This window comes from Pseudomonas schmalbachii (genome assembly GCF_017589465.1).
GTDB lineage: Bacteria > Pseudomonadota > Gammaproteobacteria > Pseudomonadales > Pseudomonadaceae > Pseudomonas > Pseudomonas schmalbachii.
In genome coordinates this window covers 192,068-216,976 of the sequence record NZ_JAELYA010000004.1, presented here as the reverse complement: position 1 = coordinate 216,976, position 24,909 = coordinate 192,068, and the positions used below count along the sequence as shown (strand labels likewise).

The 24,909-nt window shown below is 64.1% G+C and carries 21 protein-coding genes; 5 read left to right on the top strand and 16 right to left on the bottom strand.

The features are described 5' to 3' along the window. Positions 1-340: 340 nt before the first annotated feature. The 5 genes from JFY56_RS12220 to JFY56_RS12200 form a co-directional block, all read right to left on the bottom strand. Positions 341-1,744: an amino acid permease gene (locus tag JFY56_RS12220; RefSeq protein ID WP_208314023.1), complete on the bottom strand. Its 1,404-nt coding sequence runs from the start codon at positions 1,742-1,744 to the stop codon at positions 341-343. Positions 1,745-2,009: 265 nt separating this feature from the next. After that, entirely contained in the window at positions 2,010-4,247 is a 2,238-nt protein-coding gene (locus JFY56_RS12215; protein WP_208314022.1) for an ATP-binding protein, read from the bottom strand. Continuing rightward, positions 4,244-5,011, bottom strand: a complete 768-nt coding sequence (locus JFY56_RS12210) for a substrate-binding periplasmic protein (protein ID WP_208314021.1) — start codon at positions 5,009-5,011, stop codon at positions 4,244-4,246. Before JFY56_RS12210 ends, JFY56_RS12215 begins: the two co-directional genes overlap by 4 nt. Before the next feature lie 2 nt (positions 5,012-5,013). Next, on the bottom strand, positions 5,014-5,751 hold the full coding sequence (locus JFY56_RS12205) for a response regulator (protein ID WP_208314020.1): 738 nt from the start codon (positions 5,749-5,751) through the stop codon (positions 5,014-5,016). A 93-nt stretch (positions 5,752-5,844) separates the two neighbouring features. Then, the gene (locus JFY56_RS12200) at positions 5,845-6,492 is read right to left on the bottom strand and encodes a TetR family transcriptional regulator C-terminal domain-containing protein (protein ID WP_208314019.1); all 648 of its coding nucleotides are present in this window, start codon (positions 6,490-6,492) and stop codon (positions 5,845-5,847) included. A 270-nt stretch (positions 6,493-6,762) separates the two neighbouring features. On the opposite strand from JFY56_RS12200, the gene JFY56_RS12195 reads away from it, so the two are divergent. From JFY56_RS12195 to JFY56_RS12185, 3 genes are all read left to right on the top strand, one after another. After that, a complete protein-coding gene (locus JFY56_RS12195) occupies positions 6,763-7,857 on the top strand; it encodes a polyamine ABC transporter substrate-binding protein (RefSeq protein ID WP_208314018.1) in 1,095 nt (364 codons plus the stop codon). Between the two features lie 174 nt (positions 7,858-8,031). Continuing rightward, positions 8,032-9,450 carry an aminotransferase gene (locus JFY56_RS12190; RefSeq protein ID WP_208314017.1) on the top strand — a complete coding sequence of 473 codons (1,419 nt, stop codon included), beginning with the start codon at positions 8,032-8,034 and terminating at the stop codon, positions 9,448-9,450. Between the two features lie 53 nt (positions 9,451-9,503). Then, positions 9,504-10,346 (top strand): helix-turn-helix transcriptional regulator, encoded by an 843-nt coding sequence (locus tag JFY56_RS12185; protein ID WP_208314016.1) that lies wholly within the window; start codon positions 9,504-9,506, stop codon positions 10,344-10,346. Positions 10,347-10,640: 294 nt separating this feature from the next. Here JFY56_RS12185 and choV read toward each other — a convergent pair whose 3' ends face one another. Genes choV through JFY56_RS12170 form a run of 3 tightly spaced genes read right to left on the bottom strand, consistent with a single transcriptional unit; the run spans position 10,641 to position 13,646 of the window. Continuing rightward, positions 10,641-11,819: a choline ABC transporter ATP-binding protein gene (choV, locus tag JFY56_RS12180; protein WP_208314015.1), complete on the bottom strand. Its 1,179-nt coding sequence runs from the start codon at positions 11,817-11,819 to the stop codon at positions 10,641-10,643. 6 nt (positions 11,820-11,825) lie between these two features. Continuing rightward, positions 11,826-12,665: a choline ABC transporter permease subunit gene (gene choW / locus JFY56_RS12175; RefSeq protein WP_208314014.1), complete on the bottom strand. Its 840-nt coding sequence runs from the start codon at positions 12,663-12,665 to the stop codon at positions 11,826-11,828. Positions 12,666-12,707: 42 nt separating this feature from the next. After that, positions 12,708-13,646 (bottom strand): choline ABC transporter substrate-binding protein, encoded by a 939-nt coding sequence (locus JFY56_RS12170; protein ID WP_208314013.1) that lies wholly within the window; start codon positions 13,644-13,646, stop codon positions 12,708-12,710. Positions 13,647-14,339: 693 nt separating this feature from the next. On the opposite strand from JFY56_RS12170, the gene JFY56_RS12165 reads away from it, so the two are divergent. Continuing rightward, positions 14,340-15,716 (top strand): L-serine ammonia-lyase, encoded by a 1,377-nt coding sequence (locus JFY56_RS12165; protein ID WP_208314012.1) that lies wholly within the window; start codon positions 14,340-14,342, stop codon positions 15,714-15,716. A 388-nt stretch (positions 15,717-16,104) separates the two neighbouring features. Further along, positions 16,105-17,208 (top strand): choline metabolism transcriptional regulator GbdR, encoded by a 1,104-nt coding sequence (gene gbdR / locus JFY56_RS12160; protein ID WP_208314011.1) that lies wholly within the window; start codon positions 16,105-16,107, stop codon positions 17,206-17,208. Positions 17,209-17,282: 74 nt separating this feature from the next. Here gbdR and JFY56_RS12155 read toward each other — a convergent pair whose 3' ends face one another. From JFY56_RS12155 to JFY56_RS12120, 8 genes are all read right to left on the bottom strand, one after another. Next, positions 17,283-18,698: a porin family protein gene (locus JFY56_RS12155; RefSeq protein ID WP_208314010.1), complete on the bottom strand. Its 1,416-nt coding sequence runs from the start codon at positions 18,696-18,698 to the stop codon at positions 17,283-17,285. Positions 18,699-18,780: 82 nt separating this feature from the next. Further along, entirely contained in the window at positions 18,781-19,539 is a 759-nt protein-coding gene (locus JFY56_RS12150) for a Slam-dependent surface lipoprotein (RefSeq protein ID WP_208314009.1), read from the bottom strand. Between the two features lie 454 nt (positions 19,540-19,993). After that, on the bottom strand, positions 19,994-20,242 hold the full coding sequence (locus JFY56_RS12145; protein WP_208314008.1) for a hypothetical protein: 249 nt from the start codon (positions 20,240-20,242) through the stop codon (positions 19,994-19,996). A gap of 258 nt (positions 20,243-20,500) precedes the next feature. After that, on the bottom strand, positions 20,501-20,980 hold the full coding sequence (locus tag JFY56_RS12140) for a thioesterase family protein (RefSeq protein WP_208314007.1): 480 nt from the start codon (positions 20,978-20,980) through the stop codon (positions 20,501-20,503). A gap of 8 nt (positions 20,981-20,988) precedes the next feature. Then, positions 20,989-21,933: a choline ABC transporter substrate-binding protein gene (gene choX / locus JFY56_RS12135; protein ID WP_208314006.1), complete on the bottom strand. Its 945-nt coding sequence runs from the start codon at positions 21,931-21,933 to the stop codon at positions 20,989-20,991. Between the two features lie 213 nt (positions 21,934-22,146). Then, positions 22,147-22,977, bottom strand: coding sequence for an ABC transporter ATP-binding protein (locus JFY56_RS12130; RefSeq protein WP_208314005.1), 831 nt, complete (start codon positions 22,975-22,977; stop codon positions 22,147-22,149). Continuing rightward, positions 22,965-23,768 (bottom strand): ABC transporter permease, encoded by an 804-nt coding sequence (locus tag JFY56_RS12125; protein ID WP_208314004.1) that lies wholly within the window; start codon positions 23,766-23,768, stop codon positions 22,965-22,967. Before JFY56_RS12125 ends, JFY56_RS12130 begins: the two co-directional genes overlap by 13 nt. 12 nt (positions 23,769-23,780) lie before the next feature. Further along, on the bottom strand, positions 23,781-24,761 hold the full coding sequence (locus tag JFY56_RS12120) for an ABC transporter substrate-binding protein (RefSeq protein ID WP_208314003.1): 981 nt from the start codon (positions 24,759-24,761) through the stop codon (positions 23,781-23,783). Positions 24,762-24,909: the final 148 nt, after the last annotated feature.

Here is a 24,909-nt window from a genome sequence, read left to right as displayed (position 1 = left end):
CTCGTGTTGTTGTCACTTGTGGTGAGGTTGGTGAAGCATTGGAGGCAATACTAAACAAGTGTTCAGTAAGGCGGCAATGCACCCGAAAGGGGGCTTGTAACGGTTGTTGCGGATGGCTCCAGGGCCGATGCCACGGGGCTTGCGCAGCATCGATGGAGAACCGGCAAGCGCCGTTGTTACAACTTCGAACAATCGATCAGGCTGCTCCGTAGGTTGGGCTGAGCGCAGCGAAGCCCAACATCCGCCGACCGTGGCACCGTTGGGCTTCGCTGCGCTCAGCGCCAACCTACGAACTAAAACGCCCCAGAGTGGCCGGGGCGTTGGGTGGGGCGGGACGAACTCAACCCGCTGCTGCCTCGACGGCCACCTGCGGACGCTTGCGCTTCAACGTGTAGTACGCCAGGTAGCAGGCGGAGATGAAGCCGAAGCCCCAGTACAGCGACGGACGCTGGGTCGGGTCCATGGCGAGGAAGACGAACAGCGAGCAGCAGATCGCGATGCAGGCCAGCGGGATGATCGGGAACAGCGGCGCGGAGTACTTCAGGTCGGCCACGGTGCCGCCCTTGGCCATGTGCTCGCGGCGGAAGCGGTACTGCGCATAGGCGATGACGATCCAGGTCACGGTGCCGGACATGCCGCTCACCGCCATCAGCACCATGAACAGGGTGTCGGCGGCGACCACGCTGGTCAGCAGCGACAGCAGGGCGAAGGCCAGGGTGATCAGCAGCGCATAGAGCGGCACGCCACGGGCGCTCAGCTTGGACAGACCCTTCGGCGCCATGCCGGTCTTGGACATCGCCCAGAGGATGCGGGTCGAGGCGTACAGGCCGGAGTTACCCACCGAGAGGATCGCGGTGAGGATGACGAAGTTCATCAGGTCCGCCGCGTAGGGAATGCCGACCATGTCGAACACCTGCACGAACGGGCTTTCCATCAGCCCGGCCTGCTGCCACGGGATGATGGCCGACAGCACGGCGATGGCCAGCACGTAGAAGATCAGCACGCGGAACACCACGTTGCGCACGGCGCGCGGGATGCTCTTCTCCGGCTGGTCGGTCTCGCCGGCGGCGACGCCCATGATCTCGCAGCCCTGGAAGGCGTAGACCACCGTCATCATCACCGCGAACACCGCGGACAAGCCGTTGGGGAACACCGAGTCGCCGATCAGGTTGGACATCAACGGCGCCGGCTCGCCGCTCTTCAGCTCGATGCCGCCGAAGATCACCAGCACGCCGACCACGATGAACCCCAGGATCGCAGCCACCTTGATCCCCGAGAACCAGTACTCGGCCTCGCCGAAGGCGCGGGTGGCCAGGGCGTTCAGCGAGAACAGCACGACCACGAAGAAGCCCGACCAGATCCAGATCGGCACGTCGGGGAACCAGCGGGTCATCAGCATGCCGGCGGCGGTGAACTCCAGGCCGACGGTGGAAGCCCAGCTCATCCAGTACACCCAGCCGATCATGAAACCGGTGGCGGGACCAATGAAGCGCGTGGCGTGGGCCTGGAAGGAGCCGGATACCGGCATCTGCACGGAGAGTTCACCGAGGCAGACCATCACCAGGTACATCAGCAGGCCGGCGACCAGATAGGCGAGGATCGCCCCCATCGGGCCACCCTGGTTGATGGTGACACCCGAGCCCATGAACAGGCCGGTGCCGATCACCCCTCCGAGGGAGAGCATGAAGATGTGGCGGCTTTTCAGGGCGCGGGTGAGCTGGATTTTGTCCTGCGATTCAGACATGGCGCACCTCCAGGATTCGGAGGGCGACAGAGGCAGGATGGACGTGACGGCTCATTATTGTTGTCTCCAATCAGTCAGAGGCCGTGTCTCGTGCACGGATGCCACCGGATTATTGGAAGGGGATGTAAGGAGCCGTTGAACGTTGGGATCGAAGATGTAAAAAGTCGTAAGGATTTTGTATTGGGAGTTGGGTTAGGGGCTCAGCGAGGCGCCTTGGTAGGGCGGGTGCAACCCGCCATCGCCGATGTGGCGGGTTGCACCCGCCCTACGAGTCCAGTGCCCGCAGCGCCTCCACACGACGCTGCTCTACCCGCTCCGCCCACCCCGCCAGCTCCTCCCCGGCCAGCGCGGCGTTCTCCAGCTCGCGCAGGCACCCGCCCAGCGCCCGCAGGCCCATGGACTGGCAGCTCCCCGCCAGGCGATGGGCAATATTGGCCACCTCCGTCGGGTCGTCATGGCGCAGGGCCTCGTCGAGCATCGGCAGTTGCTCATCGAGCAACCGCCGCAGGCTGGCCAGCAGTTCGCCGAGCTTGTGTTCGCCGAGCAACTGGCGGTGGGTCGCCAGCACCTGCGAGTCCAGCGGGCCGTCATCCGTTACCGGCACTGGCGGCTCATTCACACCTGCCAGCGCCCGGCGCAGTTCTTCCAGGCGCAGCGGTTTGCCCAGCACGCCCTGCATGCCCGCGTCGAAATAGCGGCGGACCATGCCCGGCAGCACGTTGGCGGTGAAGGCCAGGATCGGCGTGTCGCGGTTGCGTCCTTCGGCCTGCTTGCGGATGGTCTGGCACAGCTCGATGCCGCCGAGGCCGGGCAGGTGCATGTCGAGCAGGATCAGGTCGAAGCGCCGCGCGCGGCACGCCAGCAGCGCCGGTTCGGCATCCTCGGCCAGGCTGACGCGATGGCCATCGCGCTCCAGCAGACCCTGCGCCACCTCGCGGTTCAGCGCGACGTCTTCCACCAGCAGGATATCCAGCGGTTTTATGGCGACCGTCGACGCGGGTTCTGCGACCGGCGCAGCCTGCCCCGGCGCCAGCTCCACTTCGAACCAGAAGGTGCTGCCCTCGCCTTCGCGGCTCTCGACGCCGATGCAGCCGCCCATGGCCTCCACCAGCCGCTTGCTGATCGCCAGGCCGAGGCCGGTGCCGCCGTAGCGCCGCGCGACTTCCTCGCTGGCCTGGGTGAAGCGCTGGAAGATCTTCGCCTGCATCGCCTCGGGAATGCCGATGCCGTTGTCGATCACGGCGAAGCGCAGGCGCTGGCGCTCGTCCGGCGACTCCAGCAGAGTCACTTCCAGCCGCACCTCGCCTTCCTCGGTGAACTTCACCGCGTTGGCCACCAGGTTGCTCAGCACCTGGCGCAGGAACTGTTCGGCGCCACGGCAGGCGTCATGCACCTGCGGATCGATGCGCAGGCGCAGGCAGGTGCCGTTCTCCGCGGCGCGCGGTTCGAGCAGGGTGAGCACGTCGTCGAGCAGCTGGCGCAGGGAGAAATCCACAGCCTCCGGCTGGCTGGCGCCGTCCTCCAGCCTGGCGAAGCTGAGCACCTCGTTGAGGATCGCCAGCAGCCCTTCGCCGGCATTCGACAGCGCCTGCAGCCGGCGCCGGTCCTGCTCGCCGAGCGGCGCGCCGCGCAGCAGTTCGGCCATGCCGAGGATGCCGTTGAGCGGTGTGCGGATCTCGTGACTCATGGTGGCGAGGAAGCGCGTCTTGGCGCGGTTGGCCGCCTCGGCCTCTTCCTTGGCGCGCTGCAGGCTGGCGGTGCGCCGTTCGACCCTGCGTTGCAGTTCGTCGCGCTTGTGCTGCAGGGCCACGCGGTCGGCCTCGCGGCGGCGCAGGTCGGCGCGGATCGCCTGGCGCATGTCGTCCAGCGCGTGGGCCACGGTGTCGATCTCGTCCTGTTCGGCGCGCTCGTGCTTGTTCAACTGCAGCGCGGTCTGCAGGTCGCCGCCGGTCATGCTGCGCACGAAGTCCGCCATCACCCGCAGGTGGCGGGTGACCAGGCTGTGGAACAGCCAGCTCAGCGCCACCGCCAGGCCGCAGAGGAACACGCCCATCCACAGCAGGTTGCTCAGCCCGCCCTGCCACAGCCGCCGGTAGACGCCGCCGAGGTCGATGGCGATTTCCAGCTCGCCGAGCTGCCGGCGCTCGCCCTGCGGCGGCTGGTAGCTCAGCGGGAAGCGTTCGACGCGCAAGGGGCCGCGGCCGCGCTCGTCGCCCTGGACCAGGTTGAAGTCGGCGCTGCGCAGGCTGGCGCGGGCGATGTCCGGGAAGTCGACCAGGCCGTGCAGTTGCACGTTCAACTGCTCCTGGTTGAGGTCCCACAGGCTGCGCTCGAAGCTGGCCAGGTAGCCGACGCGGATCAGCTCCAGGCGCGCCTCGATGTCGCGCATCTCGCGGCGATATTCGAAGTACAGCTGCACCGCGCTGGCCAGCACGGTGAAACACAGGCTGAACACCAGCACACGCAGCAGCAGGCGCCGCGCCAGCCCGCCGGGCAGTTTCATCGCGGCACCCCGCCGTCGAGCATGACGCGGTAGCCGGCTTCGCTGGCATCCAGCCAGTGCGCGATGCTGCCGTCGTCGACGCGCCGTTGCAGCGCCGCATCGATCTCCGCCATCCGCGCGGCCAGCGGCGAATGGCGCGACACGGCGATGCGCAGGTAGTCGACGGTTAGCGGCGTCGGCAGCGCGCGGATATCTTCGCCGCCGGCCAGCTGTTCGGCGAACAGCCGCCCGGTACGCCGCTCATGAACGATGAAGTCGATGCGCTGGCGGACCAGCTTGCCGAAGTTCTGCCGGCTGGTGGACACCCATTCGATATTGTCGTGGCTGGCGACGAAGCGGTCGAAGTCCGGCCCGTAGCTCTCGCCGAACAGCTGGCCGCCACGGTAGCGGGCGAGGTCGTCGAGCTGGCGGAAGCGCACCGGGTGCTTGCGGTTGTAGAAGATCGCCACTTCCTCGCGCAGCACCGGCACGTTGGAAAACAGCAGGCCGTCGTCGCGCTGCGGCGTGCGGTAGGCCAGCACCGCGTCGACGCGGCCGGCGGCGGCATCCAGCAGGCAGCGCTTCCAGTTGCCGAGGGTGACGATCTCCACCTCGTAGCCCAGTTCGCCGAACACCGCGCGCACCACCTCCGGCGCCAGCCCGCGCATCTGCTGGCCGTCGCTCCAGGAGATCGGCGGGTACACCGGGTGATCGCAGTAGCGGATGCGCTCGCCGGCCTGCACGAGGACGCTCAGCAGCAGGCCCAGCAGCATCAGCCAGCGCATTCTTATGCGTCGCTGGCTGGAGCGGTGAACAGGTAGCCGGCGCCGTGGATGGTGATGATCAGCTGCGGCTCGGCGGGATCGTCGCGCAGCTTGCGGCGCAGGCGGCCGACCAGCACGTCGATGGAGCGGTCGTTGGGCAGCCACTCGCGGTTGCGGATCTGGTCCATCAACTGGTCGCGGTTGAGGGTGTGGCCGGCGTTGCGCAGGAACACGCCGAGCAGCTGGAACTCGCCGTGGGTCAGCGGGGTTTCGCTGCCGTCGCTGTCGATCAGGCGGCGGCGGTCGACGTCCAGCAGCCAGTGGGCGAAGCGCTTGTGATTGAAGCGCGCCGGGGCGCTGGCGGCGGGTGTGCTGCGGGCATGGCGCACGCGGCGGATCAGGTTCTTCGCCCGCGACACCAGCTCGCGCGGGTTGACCGGCTTGCTCACGTAGTCATCGGCGCCGCATTCGAGGCCGACGATGCGGTCGATGTCGTCGTTGCGCCCGGTGATGAGGATGATGCCGACCTCCGAGCGCACGCGCAGCTCGCGGGTCAGGGTCAGGCCGTCCTTGCCGGGCAGGCGGATGTCGAGCATCACCAGGTCGATCGGTTGCTCGCCGCGCTCGGCCTCGGCCAGGCAGGTCTCGGCCTGCTCGGCGGTGTCGGCGCAGAGCACGTCGTAGCCTTCCTCGACGAGGTAGGCCTGTAGGAGTTCGCGAATCAGCGGATCGTCATCGACGATCAGTACACGGGGGGCCATCGCACTACCCTGTGGGGAATTTCTTATTGGAATAGGTGAGTCGTAGGACGGGGTCCTACTGCTGCTGCAGGTTAACCAGCGCTGAACAATCGATCAACAACCGGCCGGCGACTTGCAGAAGCGCTGCCGCCCGCCGGCCTGCAGGCCATCGACCCAGGCTTCGCAGATCTGCACACCCTGCTCCGGGGTGAAGGTGCTGGGGTTCAGCCCTGACTCCAGCCAGAGTCCATCGAGCAGCGCGCTGAGGCTGATGGCGGCGAGATCGGCGTCGAAGTCCTGCCAGCCCCCCTCGTCGGCGAGCTGGCCGAGGGTCTGCGCCAGCACGGTGCGGTATTCGCCGTAGGAGTGGTCGTGGGCTTCATTGATCGCCTCGGCGGTCTTCACCGCGCCCCAGAACGCCAGCCAGGCTTCCAGCAGCTGCGGGTCGAGCAGTTCGGCGGAGAACGACGCGCGGAAGAACGCCGACAACCGCGCCCGCGCACCCGGCGCCGCTTCGGCGATGGCCTCGCGCAGCAACTGCATGACCCGCCCGGTGATCGCCCGGTAAGCCTCGGCGACTAGTTCGTCCTTGCCGCTGTAGTGGTGGCTGATCAGCCCCACCGACACGCCCGCCTCGGCGCAGATCTTGCGGATCGACGCGCCCTGGAAGCCATGCTGCTTCAGGCAGGTCAACGTCGCCTCGATCAGCAGCGCCTTGCGCTGCTCGGGTTCCAGTCGGGAAAAGCGGACTTCCTGGTTCATGCCGGGGGCTCCGTTCGGGGAAGAGGGAGAATTTGAACGATTGTGCAGCAAGAGGGAAGAGCTGCACGAAATCGTTCCAACGCTCCGCGTGGGAATGCATCCATGGACGCTCCTGCGTCCGGACGCGGAGCGTCCAAGGCGTCGCGCTCCCACGCAGGAGCGTGGGAGCGATGTTGCGGCGTTCCGAGGCACCCCACCCATTCGGGGAATACCCCCGCTCCCGCCGCCGGCCCAGAGTGTCCCCAGAAAACAACAACAGGCGGGACTGACATGCGCACCACCCTTGCGGCAGTACTCAGCACGGCACTGGCGGCCGTGCCGGCGATAGGCTTCGCCGCCAACGACAACACCCTCCACCTCTACAACTGGACCGACTACATCGGCGAACACACCATCGCCGGGTTCGAGAAGGCCACCGGCATCAAGGTGGTCTACGACACCTTCGACTCCTACGAAACCGTGCAGGGCAAGCTGCTGCCCGGGCGTTCCGGCTACGACCTGGTGGTGCTCAACGCCGCCCTGGTGCCGCCGCTGCTCAAGGCCGGGGTGTTCCAGGCGCTGGACAAGTCGAAGCTGCCGAGCTGGAGCAACCTCGACCCGGAAGTGCTCAAGCACCTCGACCACTACGATCCGGGCGTGCAGTACTCGGCGCCCTACACCTGGGGCAGCAACGGCATCACCTACAACGTCGACAAGATCAGGCAGCGCATGCCCGATGCGCCCATCGGCTCGCTGGCAATGCTGTTCGATCCCGCGGTGGTTTCGAAATTCGCCGACTGCGGCGTGACCATCATCGACTCGCCCACCGACGTCATTCCGCTGGCCCTCGCCTACCTGAAGCGCGATCCGAACAGCGCCGCGCCGGAAGACCTGAAGGCCGCGCAAAACCTGCTGCAGTCGATCCGTCCGTACATCCGCAAGTTCGACTCAACCAGCTACCTCAACGGCCTGGCCAACGGCGACCAGTGCATGGCGATGACCTGGTCCGGCGACTACGCCACCGCCCAGGCCCGCGCCGACGAGGCCGGGGCCAAGGTGAAGCTGGACTACTTCGTGCCGAAGGAAGGCTCGCTGATCTGGTTCGACGACTTCTACATCCCGGCTGACGCCCCGCACGTGGCCAACGCCCACAAGTTCATCGAATACATGCTGCAGCCGAAGGTGGCCGCCGAGGTCAGCGACTACATCCGCTATGCCAACAGCAACGCCGCCGCCGCCCCGCTGCTCACCGCCGAGGTGCGCGACAACCCGGCGATCTATCCGGATGCCGGCATCCGCGCGCGCCTGTTCACCCAGAAGGTGCAGGACCCGAAGGCCACGCGGCTGATCACCCGGACCTGGAATGCGGTGAAGACGGGGACGTAAGGAGCGGGCCGCCCTCACCCTAACCCTCTCCCAAGGGGAGAGGGGACCGACAAGGCGTGAAGGGCTGCTCTGGAGTTTCATGGCTGGCACTGTCACCCCCTCTCCCTCTGGGAGAGGGCTGGGGTGAGGGTAACGGCCCACGATCAGAACATCAGGAATGCAGAGGCACCCCATATGACCACCCCAACCCCAGCCTTCTTCGCCCAGTTCAACGACGAGCAGCTGGTCGCCGCCGACAAGGCCCACTACATGCACGGCTACCACGTGTTCGACGACCACCGCGAGAACGGTGCGCTGAACATCGCCGCGGGCGAAGGCGCGTACATCTACGACACCCATGGCCGCCGCTACCTCGACGCGGTGGGCGGCATGTGGTGCACCAACATCGGCCTGGGCCGCGCGGAAATGGCCGACGCCATCGCCGAGCAGGTGCGCCAGCTGGCCTACTCCAACCCGTTCTGCGACATGGCCAACGTCACCGCCATCCAGCTCTGCGAGAAGCTCGCCGAACTGGCGCCGGGCGACCTCGAGCACGTGTTCCTCACCACCGGCGGCTCGACCGCCGTGGATACCGCCTACCGGCTGATCCAGTACTACCAGAACTGCCGCGGCAAACACGGGAAGAAGCACATCATCAGCCGCGTGAACGCCTACCACGGCTCGACCTTCCTCACCATGTCCCTCGGCGGCAAGGTCGCCGACCACCCGGCAGAGTTCGACTTCCTCAAGGACAACATCCACCACATCTCCTGCCCCAACCCGTACCGCGCGCCGGAGGGCATGACCAGCGCGGACTTCCTCGAATTCCTCGTGCAGGAGTTCGAGGACAAGATCCTCGAACTGGGCGTCGACAAGGTCGCGGCGTTCTTCGCCGAGCCGATCATGGGCTCCGGCGGGGTGATCGTGCCGCCGCTCGGCTATCACCAGCGCATGTGGGCGATCTGCCAGAAGTACGACGTGCTCTACGTCGCCGACGAGGTGGTGACCTCCTTCGGCCGTCTCGGCGCCTTCTTCGCCTCCGAGGACGTGTTCGGCATGCAGCCGGACATCATCACCACCGCCAAGGGCCTGACTTCCGGCTACCTGCCGCTGGGCGCGTGCATCTTCTCCGACCGTATCTGGAAGGTGATCGGCGAGCCGAACCAGGGCCGCTGCTTCAGCCACGGCTTCACCTACAGCGGGCATCCAGTGAGCTGCGTGGCGGCGCTGAAGAACATCGAGATCATCCAGCGGGAAAACCTGCTGGCCCACGTGGAAGACGTCGGCGCCTACTTCGAGGAACGCCTGCGCACCCTGGCGGACCTCCCGCTGGTGGGTGACGTGCGTTGCCAGCGACTGATGGCCTGCGTCGAGTTCGTCGCCGACAAGCGCAGCAAGACGCTGTTCCCCGAGGAGCTGAACATCGGCGAGAAGATCCACCTGCGCGCCCAGGAGAAAGGCCTGCTGGTGCGGCCCATCGTGCACCTCAACGTGATGTCGCCGCCGCTGACCATCACCCGCGAGCAGGTCGACGAGATCGTCGAGAAGCTGCGCGAGTCGATCCTCGAAGCGGCCGACGACCTGCGCTGGAGCGGCGACTACAGCGGCAACTGATGGCCCGTCCGGCGGTTTTGCGGCAGCCCGGGACGGTCGCTAGACTGCCGGGCATGAGCGAATCCCAAGCAGTTGTTCCCACCCCGGCCCTGCATGCCTGGCATGCGGGGCTGGCGCGCGCCATGGCCGGTGTCGCCGAGGCGGATTTCCCGGCGCATCTGGCCGAGGCACTGATCCGGCTGGTGCCGATCGAATCGATGCTGTTCGGCCTCGAATGCAAGGGCCAGGCGCCGCGCCACCTCTACCAGCGCGGCATTCCCGAGGCGTACCGCGAGCCGCTCACCGAGCGCTACTACGCCCGCGGCTACATGCTCGACCCGTTCTGCCTGGCGCTGGAGGACGGCCTCGCCGAGGGCTTCTATCCGCTGGCGGAGATCGCCCCGGACGACTTCTTCAGCAGCGAGTACTACAAGACCTACTACCTCAAGTGCGGCTCGGTGGAAGACAGCCACTACATCGTCGACCTCGACGAGCAGCGCAAGCTGTCGCTGTGCGTCTACCAGGGCCGCAGTGGCGCACGCTTCAGCACCGAGCAGCAGGACCTGCTGCGCAGCGCCCTGCCGCTGGTGCGCGAGCTGTGCCGGCAGTTCGACCGCAGCAGCGGCCTGGAACGCTGCCTGGCCGGCGACTGCGCAACCGCCCAGGCGCCGCTTACGGGGCTGAACCAGCATATCCGCGCGGCGTTCATGAACTTCGGCAGCGACCGCCTGACCGAACGCGAACGCGAGATCGCCCACCTGCTGCTGCGCGGCCACTCGGTGAAGTCCAGCGCGCGGGTGCTGGATATCTCCCCGGAGACGGTGCGCATGCATCGCAAGCACCTCTACACCAAGCTGGAGATCAGCTCGCAGGCGGAGCTGTTTTCATTGTTCATCGATTGGTTGACGCAGCCGTAGGGCGGGTGAAACCCGCCATTCCGACACGGGGGATCGGCGGGTTGCACCCGCCCTACAGACCGACACTCCGCGTCCGTTTCGATGGGTATCGCTTCGCTCAACCCATCCTACGAATTGCATCGACTGGCTGACGCAACCGTAGGGTGGATGGCGCTCTTCCATCCACCATTGCGGGGCCGCATGCGCGGCCATGGTGGATCGATGGAGCGTGATCCACCCTACGCATGACCGGGACCAATAACGAAAACGCCGAGGTCCTCTCGAACCCCGGCGCTCCCAATCACCTGAAAAACATCAGCCCATATTCTTGCCCAGCAGCGCGTGGTACAGCTCGCTGTCCCCCAGCACGCCGACCACGCGGTTCTGCTCCTGCAGGACCAGCTTGTGGCCGGTCTGGTAGCGGATCTGCAGGGCGTCGCGCATGCGGATGCTGACGTCGACCACGGTCGGCTCGTGCTTGAGCCGTTCCACCGGGTCGCCCGGTTGCCAGCGTTGCAGGTCGATGATGTTGCTGCCCTGGCGCGCGGTCTTGATCTGGTTGCCTTCGGTCAGGCCCAGCCAGCAGTCGCGGCCCTGGTCGACGCAGACTTCGCCGGCCACGTGGCGGCACTGATCGAGGCCGCGCATCAGGCTCGAACCGCAGAGCACGTTGAGCGGGTTGGTATGCGCGACGAAGGTGCGCACGTAGTCGTCCGCCGGGCTGAGCACGATTTCCTCGGGCTTGCCGTGCTGGATGATGCGGCCGTCCTTCATGATCGCGATGCGCGTGCCGATCTTCAGCGCCTCGTCGAGGTCGTGGCTGACGAAGACGATGGTCTTGTGCAGTTGCCGTTGCAGCACCAGCAGTTCGTCCTGCAGTTGCTGGCGGATCAGCGGGTCCAGCGCGGAGAAGGGTTCGTCCATCAGCAGGATGTCGCCATCCATCGCCAGCGCGCGGGCCAGGCCGACGCGCTGCTGCATGCCGCCGGAGAGCGAGTCCGGGCGCTTGTCGCGCCATTGCGACAGGCCGACCAGTTCCAGTTTCTCGTCGACCAGCTTCTTCCGCTCGTTGGCCGGGCGGCCCTGCATTTCCAGGCCGAAACCGACGTTCTCGGCGACGGTCAGCCAGGGCATCAGGGCGAACTTCTGGAACACCATGGCGATGCGCTTGGTGCGCATGGCCTTGAGGGTCGCCGGCGAGCAGTTGGCGATGTCCACCTGCTGGCCTTCGTGCTCGATCAGCAGCTTGCCGCGACTGACCTTGTTGAGCCCGTTGATGCAGCGCAGCAGGCTGGACTTGCCGGAGCCGGAGAGGCCCATCATCACGCAGATCTCGCCGCGGTTCACATCCAGGTTGGCATCCTCTACCCCGAGTACCTGGCCGGTGCGCTTGAGGATTTCCTCGCGGCCCATGCCCTGGTCGAGCAGGCGGATGGCTTCCCTGGTGTTGGCGCCGAAGATCACATCGACGTGTTCGAATCGAATCGCTGACATAAGTGCTTACCTCCCCCGCAGCGAGCGTTGCTTGCACACCCGGTCGAGCAGGATGGCGAGCAGGACAATGGCCAGGCCGGCCTCGAAGCCGAGGGAAATATCCGCGGTGTTGAGCGCGTTGACCACCGGCTTGCCGAGGCCGTCGGCACCCACCAGGGCGGCGATTACCACCATCGACAGGGACAACATGATGCATTGGGTGACACCAGCGGCGATGCTCGGCATGGCGTGCGGCAGTTCGATGCGGCTAAGCAGTTGCCAGCGCGAGCAGCCGAAGGCCTTGCCGGCGTCCATCAGCTCCGCCGGCACGTCCTGGATGCCCAGGCAGGTCAGGCGGATAGGCGCGGCGATGGCGAAGATCACCGTGGAGATCAGGCCCGGAACCACGCCGAGGCCGAACAGGGTCAGGGTGGGGATCAGGTAGACGAAGGTCGGCACCGTCTGCATCAGGTCCAGCAGCGGCCGCAAGCCGGTGTAGAACCAGGGCTTGTGCGCGGCGACGATCCCCAGCGGCACGCCGACGGCGATGCACACCAGGGTGGCGAAGATGACCTGGGCCAGGGTCTCCATGGTTTCCTGCCAGTAGCCGAGGTTGAGGATCAGCAGCAGGGAGGCGGCGGCGAACAGCGTGAGACCGACGCTGCGCTGGATGAAATGCACCAGCACGACCAGCAGGGCGATCAGCACCAGCGGGTTGAACCACAGCAGGCTGCCGGTCACGCCGTGGATGAGGAATTCCAGGGTATCCGACACCTTGTCGAAGAACGCGGAACCATGTTGGGTGAGCCAGTCGACGAAGGAGGCGATCTGGTCCCCGAGGGGAAGCTTGTGATCAGTCAGGAACATATTGCGGGCCCATCGAGTGCTTAAGGAAACGACCTTCGCCAATCACTTGGCAAAGGCCAGCTTGGCAGCTTCAACCGCCGGCTTGCCGTCCCGGGTGGTGACCCCGGCGAGCCAGGCATCGAGCAACTCCGGGTGATCCTTCAACCACGCTTTCGCCGCCTCTTCGGGCTTCTTGTTCCCGTTGAGCACGGCATCCATCAGCTTGTTCTCCATGTCGAGGGTGAAGGTAAGGTTCTTCAACAACTGGCCGACGTTCGGGCACTCCTCCACGTAGCCTTTGCGCACGTTGGTATAGATGGTGGCGCCACCGTAGTTGGGGCCGAAGAAGTCGTCGCCGCCCTCCAGGTACTGCATCTTGAAGCGGGTATTCATCGGGTGCGGTTCCCAGCCGAGGAACACCACCCACTGCTCGCGGCGCTGGGCGCGCTCGACCTGGGACAACATGCCCGCCTCGCTCGACTCGACCAGCTTGAACTTGCCGAGGTCGAAGGCGTTCTTGTCGATCATGCTCTGCACCAGGCGGTTGCCGTCGTTGCCCGGTTCTATGCCGTAGATCTTGCTGCCGAGCTTGTCGGCGAACTTGGTGATGTCGGCGAAGCTTTTCAGGCCGGCGTCATACACGTGCTGCGGAACGGCGAGGGTGTACTTGGCGCCTTCGAGGTTGGCGCGCACCGTCTCGACGGTGCCGGCGTCGGCGTAGGGCTTGATGTCGTTGGCCATGCTCGGCATCCAGTTGCCGAGGAACACGTCGAGGTCCTTGTTCGCCAGCGATTTGTAGGTCACCGGCACCGACAGCATGTTCATCCTGGTCTTGTAGCCCAGCGACTCCAGGACCTGGCGGGTGGTGGCCGTGGTGACCGTGATATCGGTCCAGCCGACATCGGAGAAGCGCACCGTACCGCACGACTCGGGTTCCGCGGCCTGGGCCGCCACGGATGCGCAAAGGGACATTACCAGCAGCAAGGACTTGCGACCTTTCATGAGCGAACTCCTCTGCAGGGCGAGAGTTCCAGCGCATCCATTGGCGGGAGCGGTGGACTGAACTTTTGTAAGTGGGACCACCGGACTGCAGGCCCCTTTCTTGTCGATTCGGAAACGATCATGGAGCAGGAAAAATCCGTCGCCTACCGGGGGCGTCGCAACCAGTGCAGGCGAAGTCGCATCCAGCACCAGCGGTGTCGCATCCGGGTCCACTGACCCGCTGCTGCGACTTCTGAGCGGCGTTTTTGTCAGAGAGCGACGCGAATCGGCAGGGCCATTCATCAAGATAGTCTGCCCAGGGGTACAGCGTTGGCCGGGGTTGCACCCGCTGTAGTGCAGACGCACGAGGGACGTGCGAGTTCCGCGCCGGGCCCGATATCTCACGTAGGGTTTATGGTTCCCACGCTCCCGCGTGGTAACCCATCCGGGGACGCTCCTGCGTTTGATCGATGGCACCGGTGCGCTTTTTGTAGGAGCCAGCTTGCTGGCGATCCGGAGCATCAATCAGGCGCGGGTATGGCCGGTGGGCACAGTTGATCGCCAGCAAGCTGGCTCCTACGCGAACAGCGCGGCGTTTTTGGATAAGACCAAGTCGGTAGCGGACGATTCCCCTGGCCACGAACCACAGAAGATGTCGGCAACGCGGACACAGGGACGTTTCCGCTCCCACTTCAGGCTCTTCCGGAGGCCGGCATGGCTATCAGTGTGTTCGACCTTTTCAAGATCGGTATCGGCCCGTCCAGCTCGCATACCGTCGGCCCGATGCGCGCCGCCGCGCTGTTCGCCGGCGCCCTGCGCGAGCGCCAGCTGCTCGGCCGGATCAGCCGCGTCGAAGTCCGTCTGTACGGCTCGCTGTCGGCCACCGGCGTCGGCCACGGCACCGACCGCGCGACGATCATGGGCCTGATGGGCGAATGGCCGGACCGCATCGATCCCTCGCAGATCGCCCCGCGCATGAGTGAATTGCTCAATAGCGGCGAACTGAACCTGGCCGGCGAACGCCGCATCCCCTTCGACTGGGTGCGCGACATGCGTCTGCTGGAAGAGAACCTGCCGTACCACCCGAATGCGATGACGCTGATCGCCTACGAAGGCGACGGCGCACTGCACCGCGATACCTATTACTCCATCGGCGGCGGCTTCGTCGTCGATGAGGAGCAGGCCGCCTCCGGTTCCCTCGACCAGGACCACACCGCCCTGCCCTACGACTTCAACAGTGCCGCCGAACTGCTGACCCTCTGCCGCCGCCACAACCTGCGCGTGTCGGAGCTGATGCTGGCCAACGAGCGCATGTGGCGCAGCGAGACCGATATCCGCAGCGGCCTGATGACGATCTGGCGGGCCATGCAGGACTGCGTGAACAACGGCCTGAAAGAGGAGGGCATCCTCCCCGGCGGGCTGAATGTGCAGCGCCGCGCGGCCAAGCTGCATCGCAACCTCAAGGAAATCGGCAAGCCCAACGTGATTGGCTCGACCCTGAGTGCGATGGAATGGGTCAACCTGTTCGCCCTCGCGGTGAACGAGGAAAACGCCGCCGGCGGGCGCATGGTCACCGCGCCCACCAATGGCGCGGCGGGGATCATCCCGGCAGTCTTGCACTACTACATGCGCTTCAATCCGGATGCCGGCGAAAGCGATGTGGTGGATTTCTTCCTCGCTGCGGCAGCCGTGGGCATCCTCTGCAAGAAGAACGCGTCCATCTCCGGCGCCGAGGTCGGTTGCCAGGGCGAGGTCGGTTCGGCCTGCGCGATGGCCGCCGCCGGCCTCGCCGAAGTGCTCGGCGCCAGCCCGGCGCAGGTGGAGAACGCCGCCGAGATCGGCCTGGAACACAACCTCGGGCTGACCTGCGACCCGGTCGGCGGGCTGGTGCAGGTACCGTGCATCGAGCGCAACGCCATCGCCGCGGTGAAGGCGATCAACGCCGCACAGATGGCCCTGCGCGGCAACGGCGAGCACTTCATCTCGCTGGACCAGGTGATCCGCACCATGCGCGACACCGGCGCCGACATGCACGACAAGTACAAGGAAACCTCGCGCGGCGGCCTCGCGGTCAGCCTCATCGAGTGCTGATCGCATTTGGACCACGCGCCGGAAGCGACGCCACATTCTGGAACACGACATCGTGACCAATTGGTCATAAAAGGAAGAAATACCCGTAACGGGTGCTACCTCACCCGTTACCATTCTCAGCACACCACCCCACCGCTACCCCATCGGCGGTGCTACGAAAATGCCCATACCCGCCTATCAATAGGGCATTTGCGACATTCGAAAGGTCGCTTCTGTGTTCTCAAAAGCGTCAATCACGGGCCTTCCTCTTTTTTAATTGAACAATCAGTCAATATAGGCACGACATTTGCCTTGCTCTAGAGAATGAATGCTCGGAGCTTTCCGAACGTTCCTATAAAAAACATAAGAAAAATGCCCGAGGGCACGTGACTAGCGTGAGGAGACAGAAATGAATGCATTCAATGCCGGAGTACCCAACCAAAACCGAGCTCCGCAGTCCATCGGCTTCCTGCTGCTGGACAACTTCACCCTGATCTCCCTGGCCTCGGCGGTGGAACCGCTGCGCATGGCCAACCATCTTTCCGGACGCGAACTCTACCGCTGGCACACCCTGAGCCTGGACGGCCGCCAGGTCTGGGCCAGCGACGGCCTGCAGATCACCCCGGACGCCAGCTGCGACAGCGCGCCGCCACTGGATACCCTGATCGTCGTCGGCGGCGTCGGCATCCAGCGCAGCGTCGCCCGCGAACACATCACCTTCCTGCAGACCCAGGCGCGCCTCGGCCGCCGTCTTGGCGCCGTGTGCACCGGCAGCTGGGCGCTGGCCCGCGCCGGCCTGCTCGACGGCTACGACTGCAGCGTGCACTGGGAATGCCTGGCGGCGATGCAGGAAGCCTTCCCGCGGGTGGCCATGAGCACCCGCCTGTTCTCCATCGACCGCAACCGCTGCACCTCCTCCGGCGGCACCGCGCCGATGGACATGATGCTGCACCTGATCGGCCGCGAGCACGGCCGCGAGCTGTCGGCGGCGATCTCCGAGATGTTCATCTACGAGCGCATCCGCAACGAGCAGGACCACCAGCGCGTGCCGCTCAAGCACATGCTCGGCACCAATCAGCCGAAGCTGCAGGAAATCGTCGCGCTGATGGAAGCCAACCTGGAAGAGCCGATCGACCTCGACGAACTGGCGGTCTACGTCAACGTCTCGCGGCGCCAGCTGGAGCGGCTGTTCCAGAAGTACCTGCACTGCTCGCCGTCGCGCTACTACCTGAAACTGCGCCTGATCCGCGCGCGCCAGCTGCTCAAGCAGACCTCGATGTCGATCATCGAAGTGGCGTCGGTATGCGGCTTCGTCTCCACCCCGCACTTCTCCAAGTGCTACCGCGAATACTTCGGCATCCCGCCACGCGACGAACGCCAGGGCCAACCGCTGCACCAGCCGGCCGTGCTGATGCCGATCCCGCAGGACCTGGCGCACATGCCGCACTCCTCGGCAGTCTCGGCGCTGAGCCAGGCGCAGGGCGAGTCGACCTTTGCCAGCGTGAGGGTGTAAGGCTCGGAAGCCGGAAATTAGAAGGGAGGCCTCAAGCCTCCCTTCTTTCCTTATGGCAGCTTGCTACTTCCGGATCAGAACGCGCGAGTCATACTCAAGAAGACTCTCTGCTGGTCGTAGCTATAAAAGTCGATATTGCTATCCACCTTCCGGTAGGAGAGGTTCAGCTTTGGCATTACTCCCCAGAAGTAAAGGTCGCGATGCCAAAGCGAGACGAGATAGTTCTCCTCCAGGTCCCTGCGCCGGGTAGAGAAAATATCGCTCTCACCCACATATTTCCGAGTGAGCGCTCCGACAAGCAGTGAAGTGGAAAACCCAAATGGAAGTTCCGCCTCGAATCCCAATCGCCCACCGGCCAGGCGGTTAGTCTCCGAATCGTAACGGGTATGCTGCTCACCGAAGTCAACGCCTGCATACAGAGCTAACCGGCTGCTGAAGGCATAACCGAGGGTTGTGGAGAACAACAGGTTGTGACCATCGAGATAACTGTAGCGGGTATTGTCATAGTGCAGGCGTTGGTATTCCAGCGCGCTGCTGGATTGCCAGTTCGATGAGAGACGGTGGCTGTATTCCGTACGCAACCCGCCACCGGATGAATATGGCTCTGTACCGTACCAACGGTTTTCATAAAATGGCAGTAAAGAAAAACGCTGACGGGCATTCGAGTATGAGTACCCCAGGTAGCTCCGTGTGATGATGTCGTCGTAGTCGTGATTATCCCAGTAGCTTTTTCCAGTCAGTTGCTCCTGGATTCGCAAGCTATGATGGTCAGCCAGAGGGAAATCTCGTTGCAGCGATCCGTTGTAATACAGTCCATGTCCCTTCTGGGGATATGCATTCGCATTACGAACGAACCTGCTTTCGCCGATGTCTATATATTTGCTGCTCGAAGCATTGTTGATGTTATCGTCGTTCAGATAGCTCAGGTCGATCGAGCCACCCCAGGTATCGGCATGATCGATAGCATCCAGATAACTCTGCACATTCGCCAATACCGCATCGGGCAGATGCTCCGCTCTGGCCTTTTCGAATTGAAAGCGCGCCGCATCATATTGACGGTTTTCGAAAAGCATCCTGGCCAGGTCCAGTCGCATGCGCGTTAGTTCCGGTCTAGCCGAAAGTGCTGTACGGTACAACGCAATGGCCTTTTCGTAGTCGCCATCGTGCCGTGCCAATACGCCTTCGGCGTAGGCCAGCAATATCGGGTCATGCTGTGGAGAGCTGCGGTATATCGGCAGGATATTGCGGATGACTTCCCATTGCCCATCTTCGACCGCCTGATTGAGGAAGCGTGCGGCCAATGCCGGGTCATTCTTCAGTTCCGCATTGGTCACAATCTGATTGGTGGCAGGCTTCGGGACTTCTTCCGCCCTGTGATCTTCCGGGTGAATATCGATGCTGGCGGAAATCGGAGTATTTTCTGGAGTGACGCCGAAGGCAAGCAGCGGGAATGACAAAACCAGATAAGCCGCGTTGCGATGTACTTTCATGAAGGAACGTAATTCTCTAACCAAAAAAATAAGAGGGGAAAGAGTTTTTCTTTACCCCTCTCATTTCACGCCGTAGTTCGGCTTATTGCTTTACAGCACCAAAGGCGATGTTCTGCGTGGCATCGCCGGAGAAAGTCGCCATGCCAGCCAGCTCGGCGGCATCAGCGCCATAGAAATGTCCGGTGAAGGTTCCTTTGGCAGCGCCAGAGGTGGCGTTACCATTGAATCCGCCACCACTGAGATTTCCGGTCATGGAAACCTTGTTGAACCCGGTGCGCTCTTCGGTTGCGCCATTGATGGTCTTGGCGGCAAAGTCCACGTTGAAACTTACGGACGCAGTTCCATTCGATACCGGGGTTCCATTGGGAGTATTGTTGCGAATTGCCTTTCCGACATATGTAGCCGTACCCGCAGCGGGGATCTGATCCCCTTGCGTGGGGTTCTCGCCCGTATAGAAGTATTCAGTGGTAGTGTGTGCAGTCGAATACCATGTGCCATAGCGTGCGTAACCGTTAGCACCGTTACTGCCATAATCAATTGTGCCATTTGCATTAGCTACCAGCATAACGCCAGAAACTCCCGGGAGAGTATAAGTAACCCCGGTGGGAGTAACATAAGTCTGAGCGGAAGCAGTACCGGCAGTCGCACCACTCGCAGCGATTTTGTCAGTACCGCCAGTCGGGTTGGAACCACTGGAATTATCAGTACCCTTGGAGGGCTCATCAGATTTCGAAACATCACCACCGAAATGATGACCACCGCCCGACGAACAACCCATTGCCAGACAAATGGCGAATCCAAGAACCGCCAGCTTACTCCCCTGAACCAATTTATTTCTCATAAATACGCCCAATTAATATATAAATATTATTAATCTTCGCCACCTTATATCCCAAAGGCAACGAAGGCGGAATATTCATTCCGCAAAGGGCTGGCATCAAGGGGATTTCGTGAAATTAGGGATTTCTGGCATGCAGAAATTACTTTTCCCACAATCCATAAGGACGATCAAAAACAAGGAAATGAGACAGGTTTATATTAGCTACTAAAATCTCAAATACTTCTTTAGTGCCGCAAGTTTCGATAAGAAGATATTAATTTTTCAATTTCCCGACTCGCAAAATACTTCACAGTTCGCACTAATGAAAAAGGGAGGCTCATGCCTCCCTCTTTCATTGACACTCGCTCAACGCCGCGTCCTACGGACGGGCGAGGACTGCCATGGCTGCGCTAGCAGATATGTCCAGAGAACTCACGATTTCGACGAGCCTCCGTACTCTCCAGCGCCCCGGCATTCAGGGCCGCGGCACCAGCGCCGGCAGCAACTGCCGGGAAATCGCCTCGCGTACCGCCGGCAGCAGGGTCGCGTTGCCGCCGAGCATTTCCTCCACCAGCCGGCGCAGCGCCAGCGAGCGCTCCGGGGTCAGGCCGCGTACGGCGAGTTCGCAGGCCTGTTCCGGCGTCGCGTCGGCCGGCATGTGGTAGCCCAGCGCTTGCAGGCGCTCGCGGAAGTCGTCCTGGTCGATCAGATCTGCGTGCATCATCGCGGTATCTCCGTGGCTGCATGGGTGCTGAGTCGATTCTGGTAACAGCGCCGCGGGGCGACAAGCGTCCGGGTGTCGGAATGTCCGGTGCAGGCATGATCAGGTCGCTTTCAACTAATCAGGATTCCCGCGGAGTGCGCACAATGCATTCCATCGAAGGTCCACTGCGAAGTGGGCCGGGGCACACACTGAGAGCCCAGACCGGCTCGCTTGTCCCCTGTCACGCGTCGGGCGTGCCAGGGGATTTTTTTTATCCGCCTATCCCGCGTGCTTCGGCAGGCCGATCACCCGCCCCACATGTTCCGGCCTCGGCAGCTCCCGATGCGCCTCGGCCAGCGCCTTCACCCGCTCCAGCAGCTCGCCCTCGAACGGCGTCGCCCGTGGTCCGTCCATGCGCACGTGCAGCAGCATCTGCTCGCTGACCGCCAGCGCCTGTGCCTCTCCGGCGCGATGCAGGCTGTGGAAGATGTGCAGGCGCTTGCTGTCGTGGTCGAGCAGTTGCGTGCGCACTTCCACGCGCTCGCCCTCCTTCACCTCATGCAGGTAGTTGAGGTGCACTTCCAGGGTGAACAGCGAGTTGCCGCTGGCCTCGCGGGCGGCGCTGTCCAGGCCGATGTAATCCATCAGCGCGTCGGTGGCCTCGCTGAACAGCAGCAGGTAATTGGAATCGCGCATGTGCCGGTTGTAGTCGGTCCATTCGGCGAGGATCGGGGTTTCGAAGGTTTTCAGGGCTGGCATGGGGCTCTTCAATCCGTGGTCTGGTCGAGCGAGTTTCGCACGGCTGCGCGGCCATCCTGCCCATCGAAGGTGGTCACGCCGTCGAGCCAGCGTTCGAGGTCTTCGGGATGCGCCTGCAGCCAGTCGCGGGCGACCTTCTCCGGCGCCTCGCGGGCCATGATCGGCGCCATCAGCCGGCTTTCCTGCTCGGCGCTGAAGGTCAGGTTGTTCAGCAGGCGTTCGACGTTGGGGCAGCGCTGCGCGTAGTCCGGCGCGGTGACCACCGAGACGGTCGCCCGCCCTTCGTCGGGGCCGTAGACGCCCTCGCTGCCGGAGAGGTAGTTCATGGGGATGTCGAGGTTCATCGGATGCGGTTTCCAGCCGAAGAACACGATCCAGTCCTGCCGTTTGATCGCCCGCCGCACGGCGGTGAGCATGCCGGCCTCGCCGGATTCGACCAGGCGGAACTGGCCGAGGCCGAAGCGGTTCTCGGCGATTATCCGGTTGATGCCCTTGTTCGCCCCGGTGCCGGGTTCGATGCCGTAGATTTTGCCGTCGAGCTGGTCCTGGTATTTGGCGATATCGGCGAAGGTGCGCAGCCCGCCCGCGTAGACATAGTCCGGCACCGCAAGGGTGGCCTGGGCGTCGGGAAGGCTCGGCCGGTCCAGCACGCGCACCTGGCGCTTCTCGACGAAGGGCCGGATGTTGTTGTCCATCAGCGGGCTCCAGTAGCCGAGGAACACATCCAGGCGGTCGTCGCGCAGGCCGGAGAAGATGATCTGCTGGGCGGCGCGGGTCTGCTTGACCTGATAGCCGAGGCCCTGCAGCAGCACATCGGCGATGGCGCTGGTGGCGATCACGTCGGTCCAGCTGACCAGGCCCATGCGCACGTTGCGGCAGGTGTCCTGCTCGGCGGCGGCGCTGCCGGAAAACAGGAGCACCGCGCAGGCGAGCACGACGATGGATCGCTTCATGGTCACTCCCTCAAGACTATGCAGAGAGAGTAGACCGGAGGTCCCGTAGGATGGGTTGAGCGAAGCGATACCCATCGCCCAGATGGATGTCGCGAATGATGGGTATCGCAAGCTCAACCCATCCTACGAGTACGAAGCCCAACAACGGTCGTTGGGCTTCGCTGCGCTCAGCGCCAACCTACGGAACCGGCGCGGCGGTACCGCCATCCCGTCTCAGTGCGCCTCTTCCAGATCGTCGTGGAGCAGCCCGAGGATCTCGCGCTTCATGTCGATGAACGAGCGGTCCATCACCATGTCCAGCGAGCGCGGGCGGTCGATGGGTACGTCGAGGATGCGCTTGATCCGCCCCGGCCGCGCGCCCATCACGTAGACGCGGTCGCCGAGCAGGATCGCCTCGTCGATGTCGTGGGTGACGAACACCACGGTCTTCTTGCTGTGGTCCCACACGTTCAGCAACAGCTTCTGCATCTGCATGCGGGTCTGGCTGTCGAGGGCGCCGAAGGGTTCGTCCATCAGCAGGATCTGCGGGTCGTTGGCCAGCGCGCGGGCAATCGCCACGCGCTGCATCATGCCGCCGGAGAGCTGCTTCGGATAATTGCCGGCGAAGCGCGTCAGGCCGACCTCGTCGAGGTAGTGCTCGACGATCTCCTTGCGCTCGCCAGCCGGCAGGCCGCGGCGCTTGAGGCCGAACTCGATGTTGTCGCGCACGTTGAGCCAGGGGAACAGCGTGTAGCTCTGGAACACCATGCCGCGATCCGGTCCCGGTCCTTCGACGCGCTGGCCGCCGACGTAGATGTCGCCCTCGGTCGGCTCCGCCAGCCCGGCGGTGAGGTAGAGCAGGCTCGACTTGCCGCAACCGGACGGGCCGACGATCACCGCGAACTGCTGGTCCGGCACCTCGAAGGAAACCTTCTCCAGCGCGGCGAAGGTGCCGCCGTCCGGCGTGCGGTAGCGCAGGCTGACTTCTTCCACGCGCAGCCGGGCCGGTTGCGCTGCCTTGGCGGCGACTGCCGCGTCGTTTCGCATAGCTGCTACTGCGCCCATGAGGCCACCTTCAGTCGAATGAAGCGGAACAGTTGATCGGTGATCAGCCCGAGCAGGCCAATGATGGCGATGGCGAGGAAGATCACGTCCACCTGGAAGCCGCGCATCGCCTTCAGGCTGATGTAGCCGAGGCCGCTGGATGCGGCGACCAGTTCGGCCACCACCAGGTAGGTCCAGGCCCAGCCCAGGGTCACCCGCAGGGTATCCAGCACACCGGGCAGCGACGCCGGGCCGAGCACGTGCAGGACCACGTTGCGGCGGTTGCAGCCGAGGGTGTAGGAGGCGTTCACCAGGTCCTTGGCGACGCCGCGCGACACGTCGGCGATCATCACCAGCTGCTGGAAGAACACGCCGAAGATGATCACCGTGACCCGCTGCTCCAGGCCGATGCCGATCCACAGGATGAACAGCGGCACGAAGGAGGTCACCGGCAGGTAGCGGATGAAGTTCACCAGCGGTTCGAGGAACGCCTGCACGATGCGGTAGCTGCCCATCAGCAGCCCCAGCGGCACGGCGACCAGCGAGGAGACGATGAAGCCGATCAGCACCACCTCGACGCTGGCCAGCACATGCTTGCCGAGCGTGCCGTCGCCGGCCAGGCGCACCCCGGCGTCGAGTACTGCGCCGGGAGTCGGGAGGAACATCGACGGCACCACGCCGCCGTAGGAAAGCCCGGCCCACAGGCCGAACACCAGCAGCCAGCAGATGGCGCCGGCGGACCAGACCAGCCGGAACGGCAGGTCGACCTTCGGCGTCAGGCAGCGGCTGAGCCAGGATTGCGATCTAGCCATGACAGCCTCCGCTTACTGGGTGACGAAACGGGGATCGACGAGCTCGTCGTAGGTCACTTCGAAGCGCTTGCCCTGCAGGCCGCTCCAGGTCTCGTTGGCCAGGCGGATCAGGCCCTTGGCCTCACCGGGCTTGCCGGGGGTGCCGAGCAGTTTTTCGCTCATGGCCTGGTCGTAGAAGCGCACGCCCTGCGCGGCGCTGGCCAGTTCCTTCGGATCGGACAGGTAGCCGCCGACGCCCTTGGCCATGATCTCGTAGGCCTTCTCCGGGTTCTCCTTGGTGAACTGCACCGCCTTGTACAGGCCGTTCACCAGCGCCTTGACGTCTTCCGGCTGCTTCTCGATGACGTCGCAGTTGAGCGCCACCACGTCGACGATCACGCCGGGAGTGGTCGTACTGTCCACCAGCACCTTGCCCTGCTGCTTCTGGCGCACCAGCGACAGGTGCGGCTCCCAGGTCACGGCGGCGGGCACGCGACCGGAGATGAAGGCGGTGGCGGCATCGTCGGCAGTCATGTTCTGCACGTTGATGTCGTCCATCGACATGCCGGCGTGCTTGAGCAGGTAGGACAGCCAGAACTGCGACACGGAGCCTTCGTTGACCGCCACTTCCTTGCCCTTCAGTTCGGCCAGGGAGTTGACCTCCTTGCCCACCAGCACGCCGTCGCCGCCGTGGCTGTCGTCCAGCGCGGCGACCGCCTTGAAGCAGAAGCTCGGGCGGTACTTGAGGATTTCGTCGATGGTGGAAGCCGAGCCCTGGATCTCACCGGAGGCCTGCGCGGCCATGTACATCGCCGCTTCCTCGATGGTGGTGAGCTTCAGGTCGAGGCCCTGTTCCTTGAAGTAGCCCAGGTCGCGGGCGAGGTACAGGGTGCCGTAGCCGACCCAGGTGGTATGGCCGATGGTCAGGGTGCCGGCCTGCGCACCGGAGGCGGCGGCAGCGGCAAGAACGGAGAACACAAGGGGACGGGTAAAGCGCGCAAGGGACTTGATCATGAAGCACTCCCACAGCCGTTGGGCTTGTTATTGGATTACTGCGGCAGTGGCCAGAAGGCCGGAGGATTTCATCTCACCGGAACGTGCGCGGCTCGGGACTCTGCGGACCCTGGCCCGTCGGGGGCGGCACGCGGCACGTGGTGGAGGC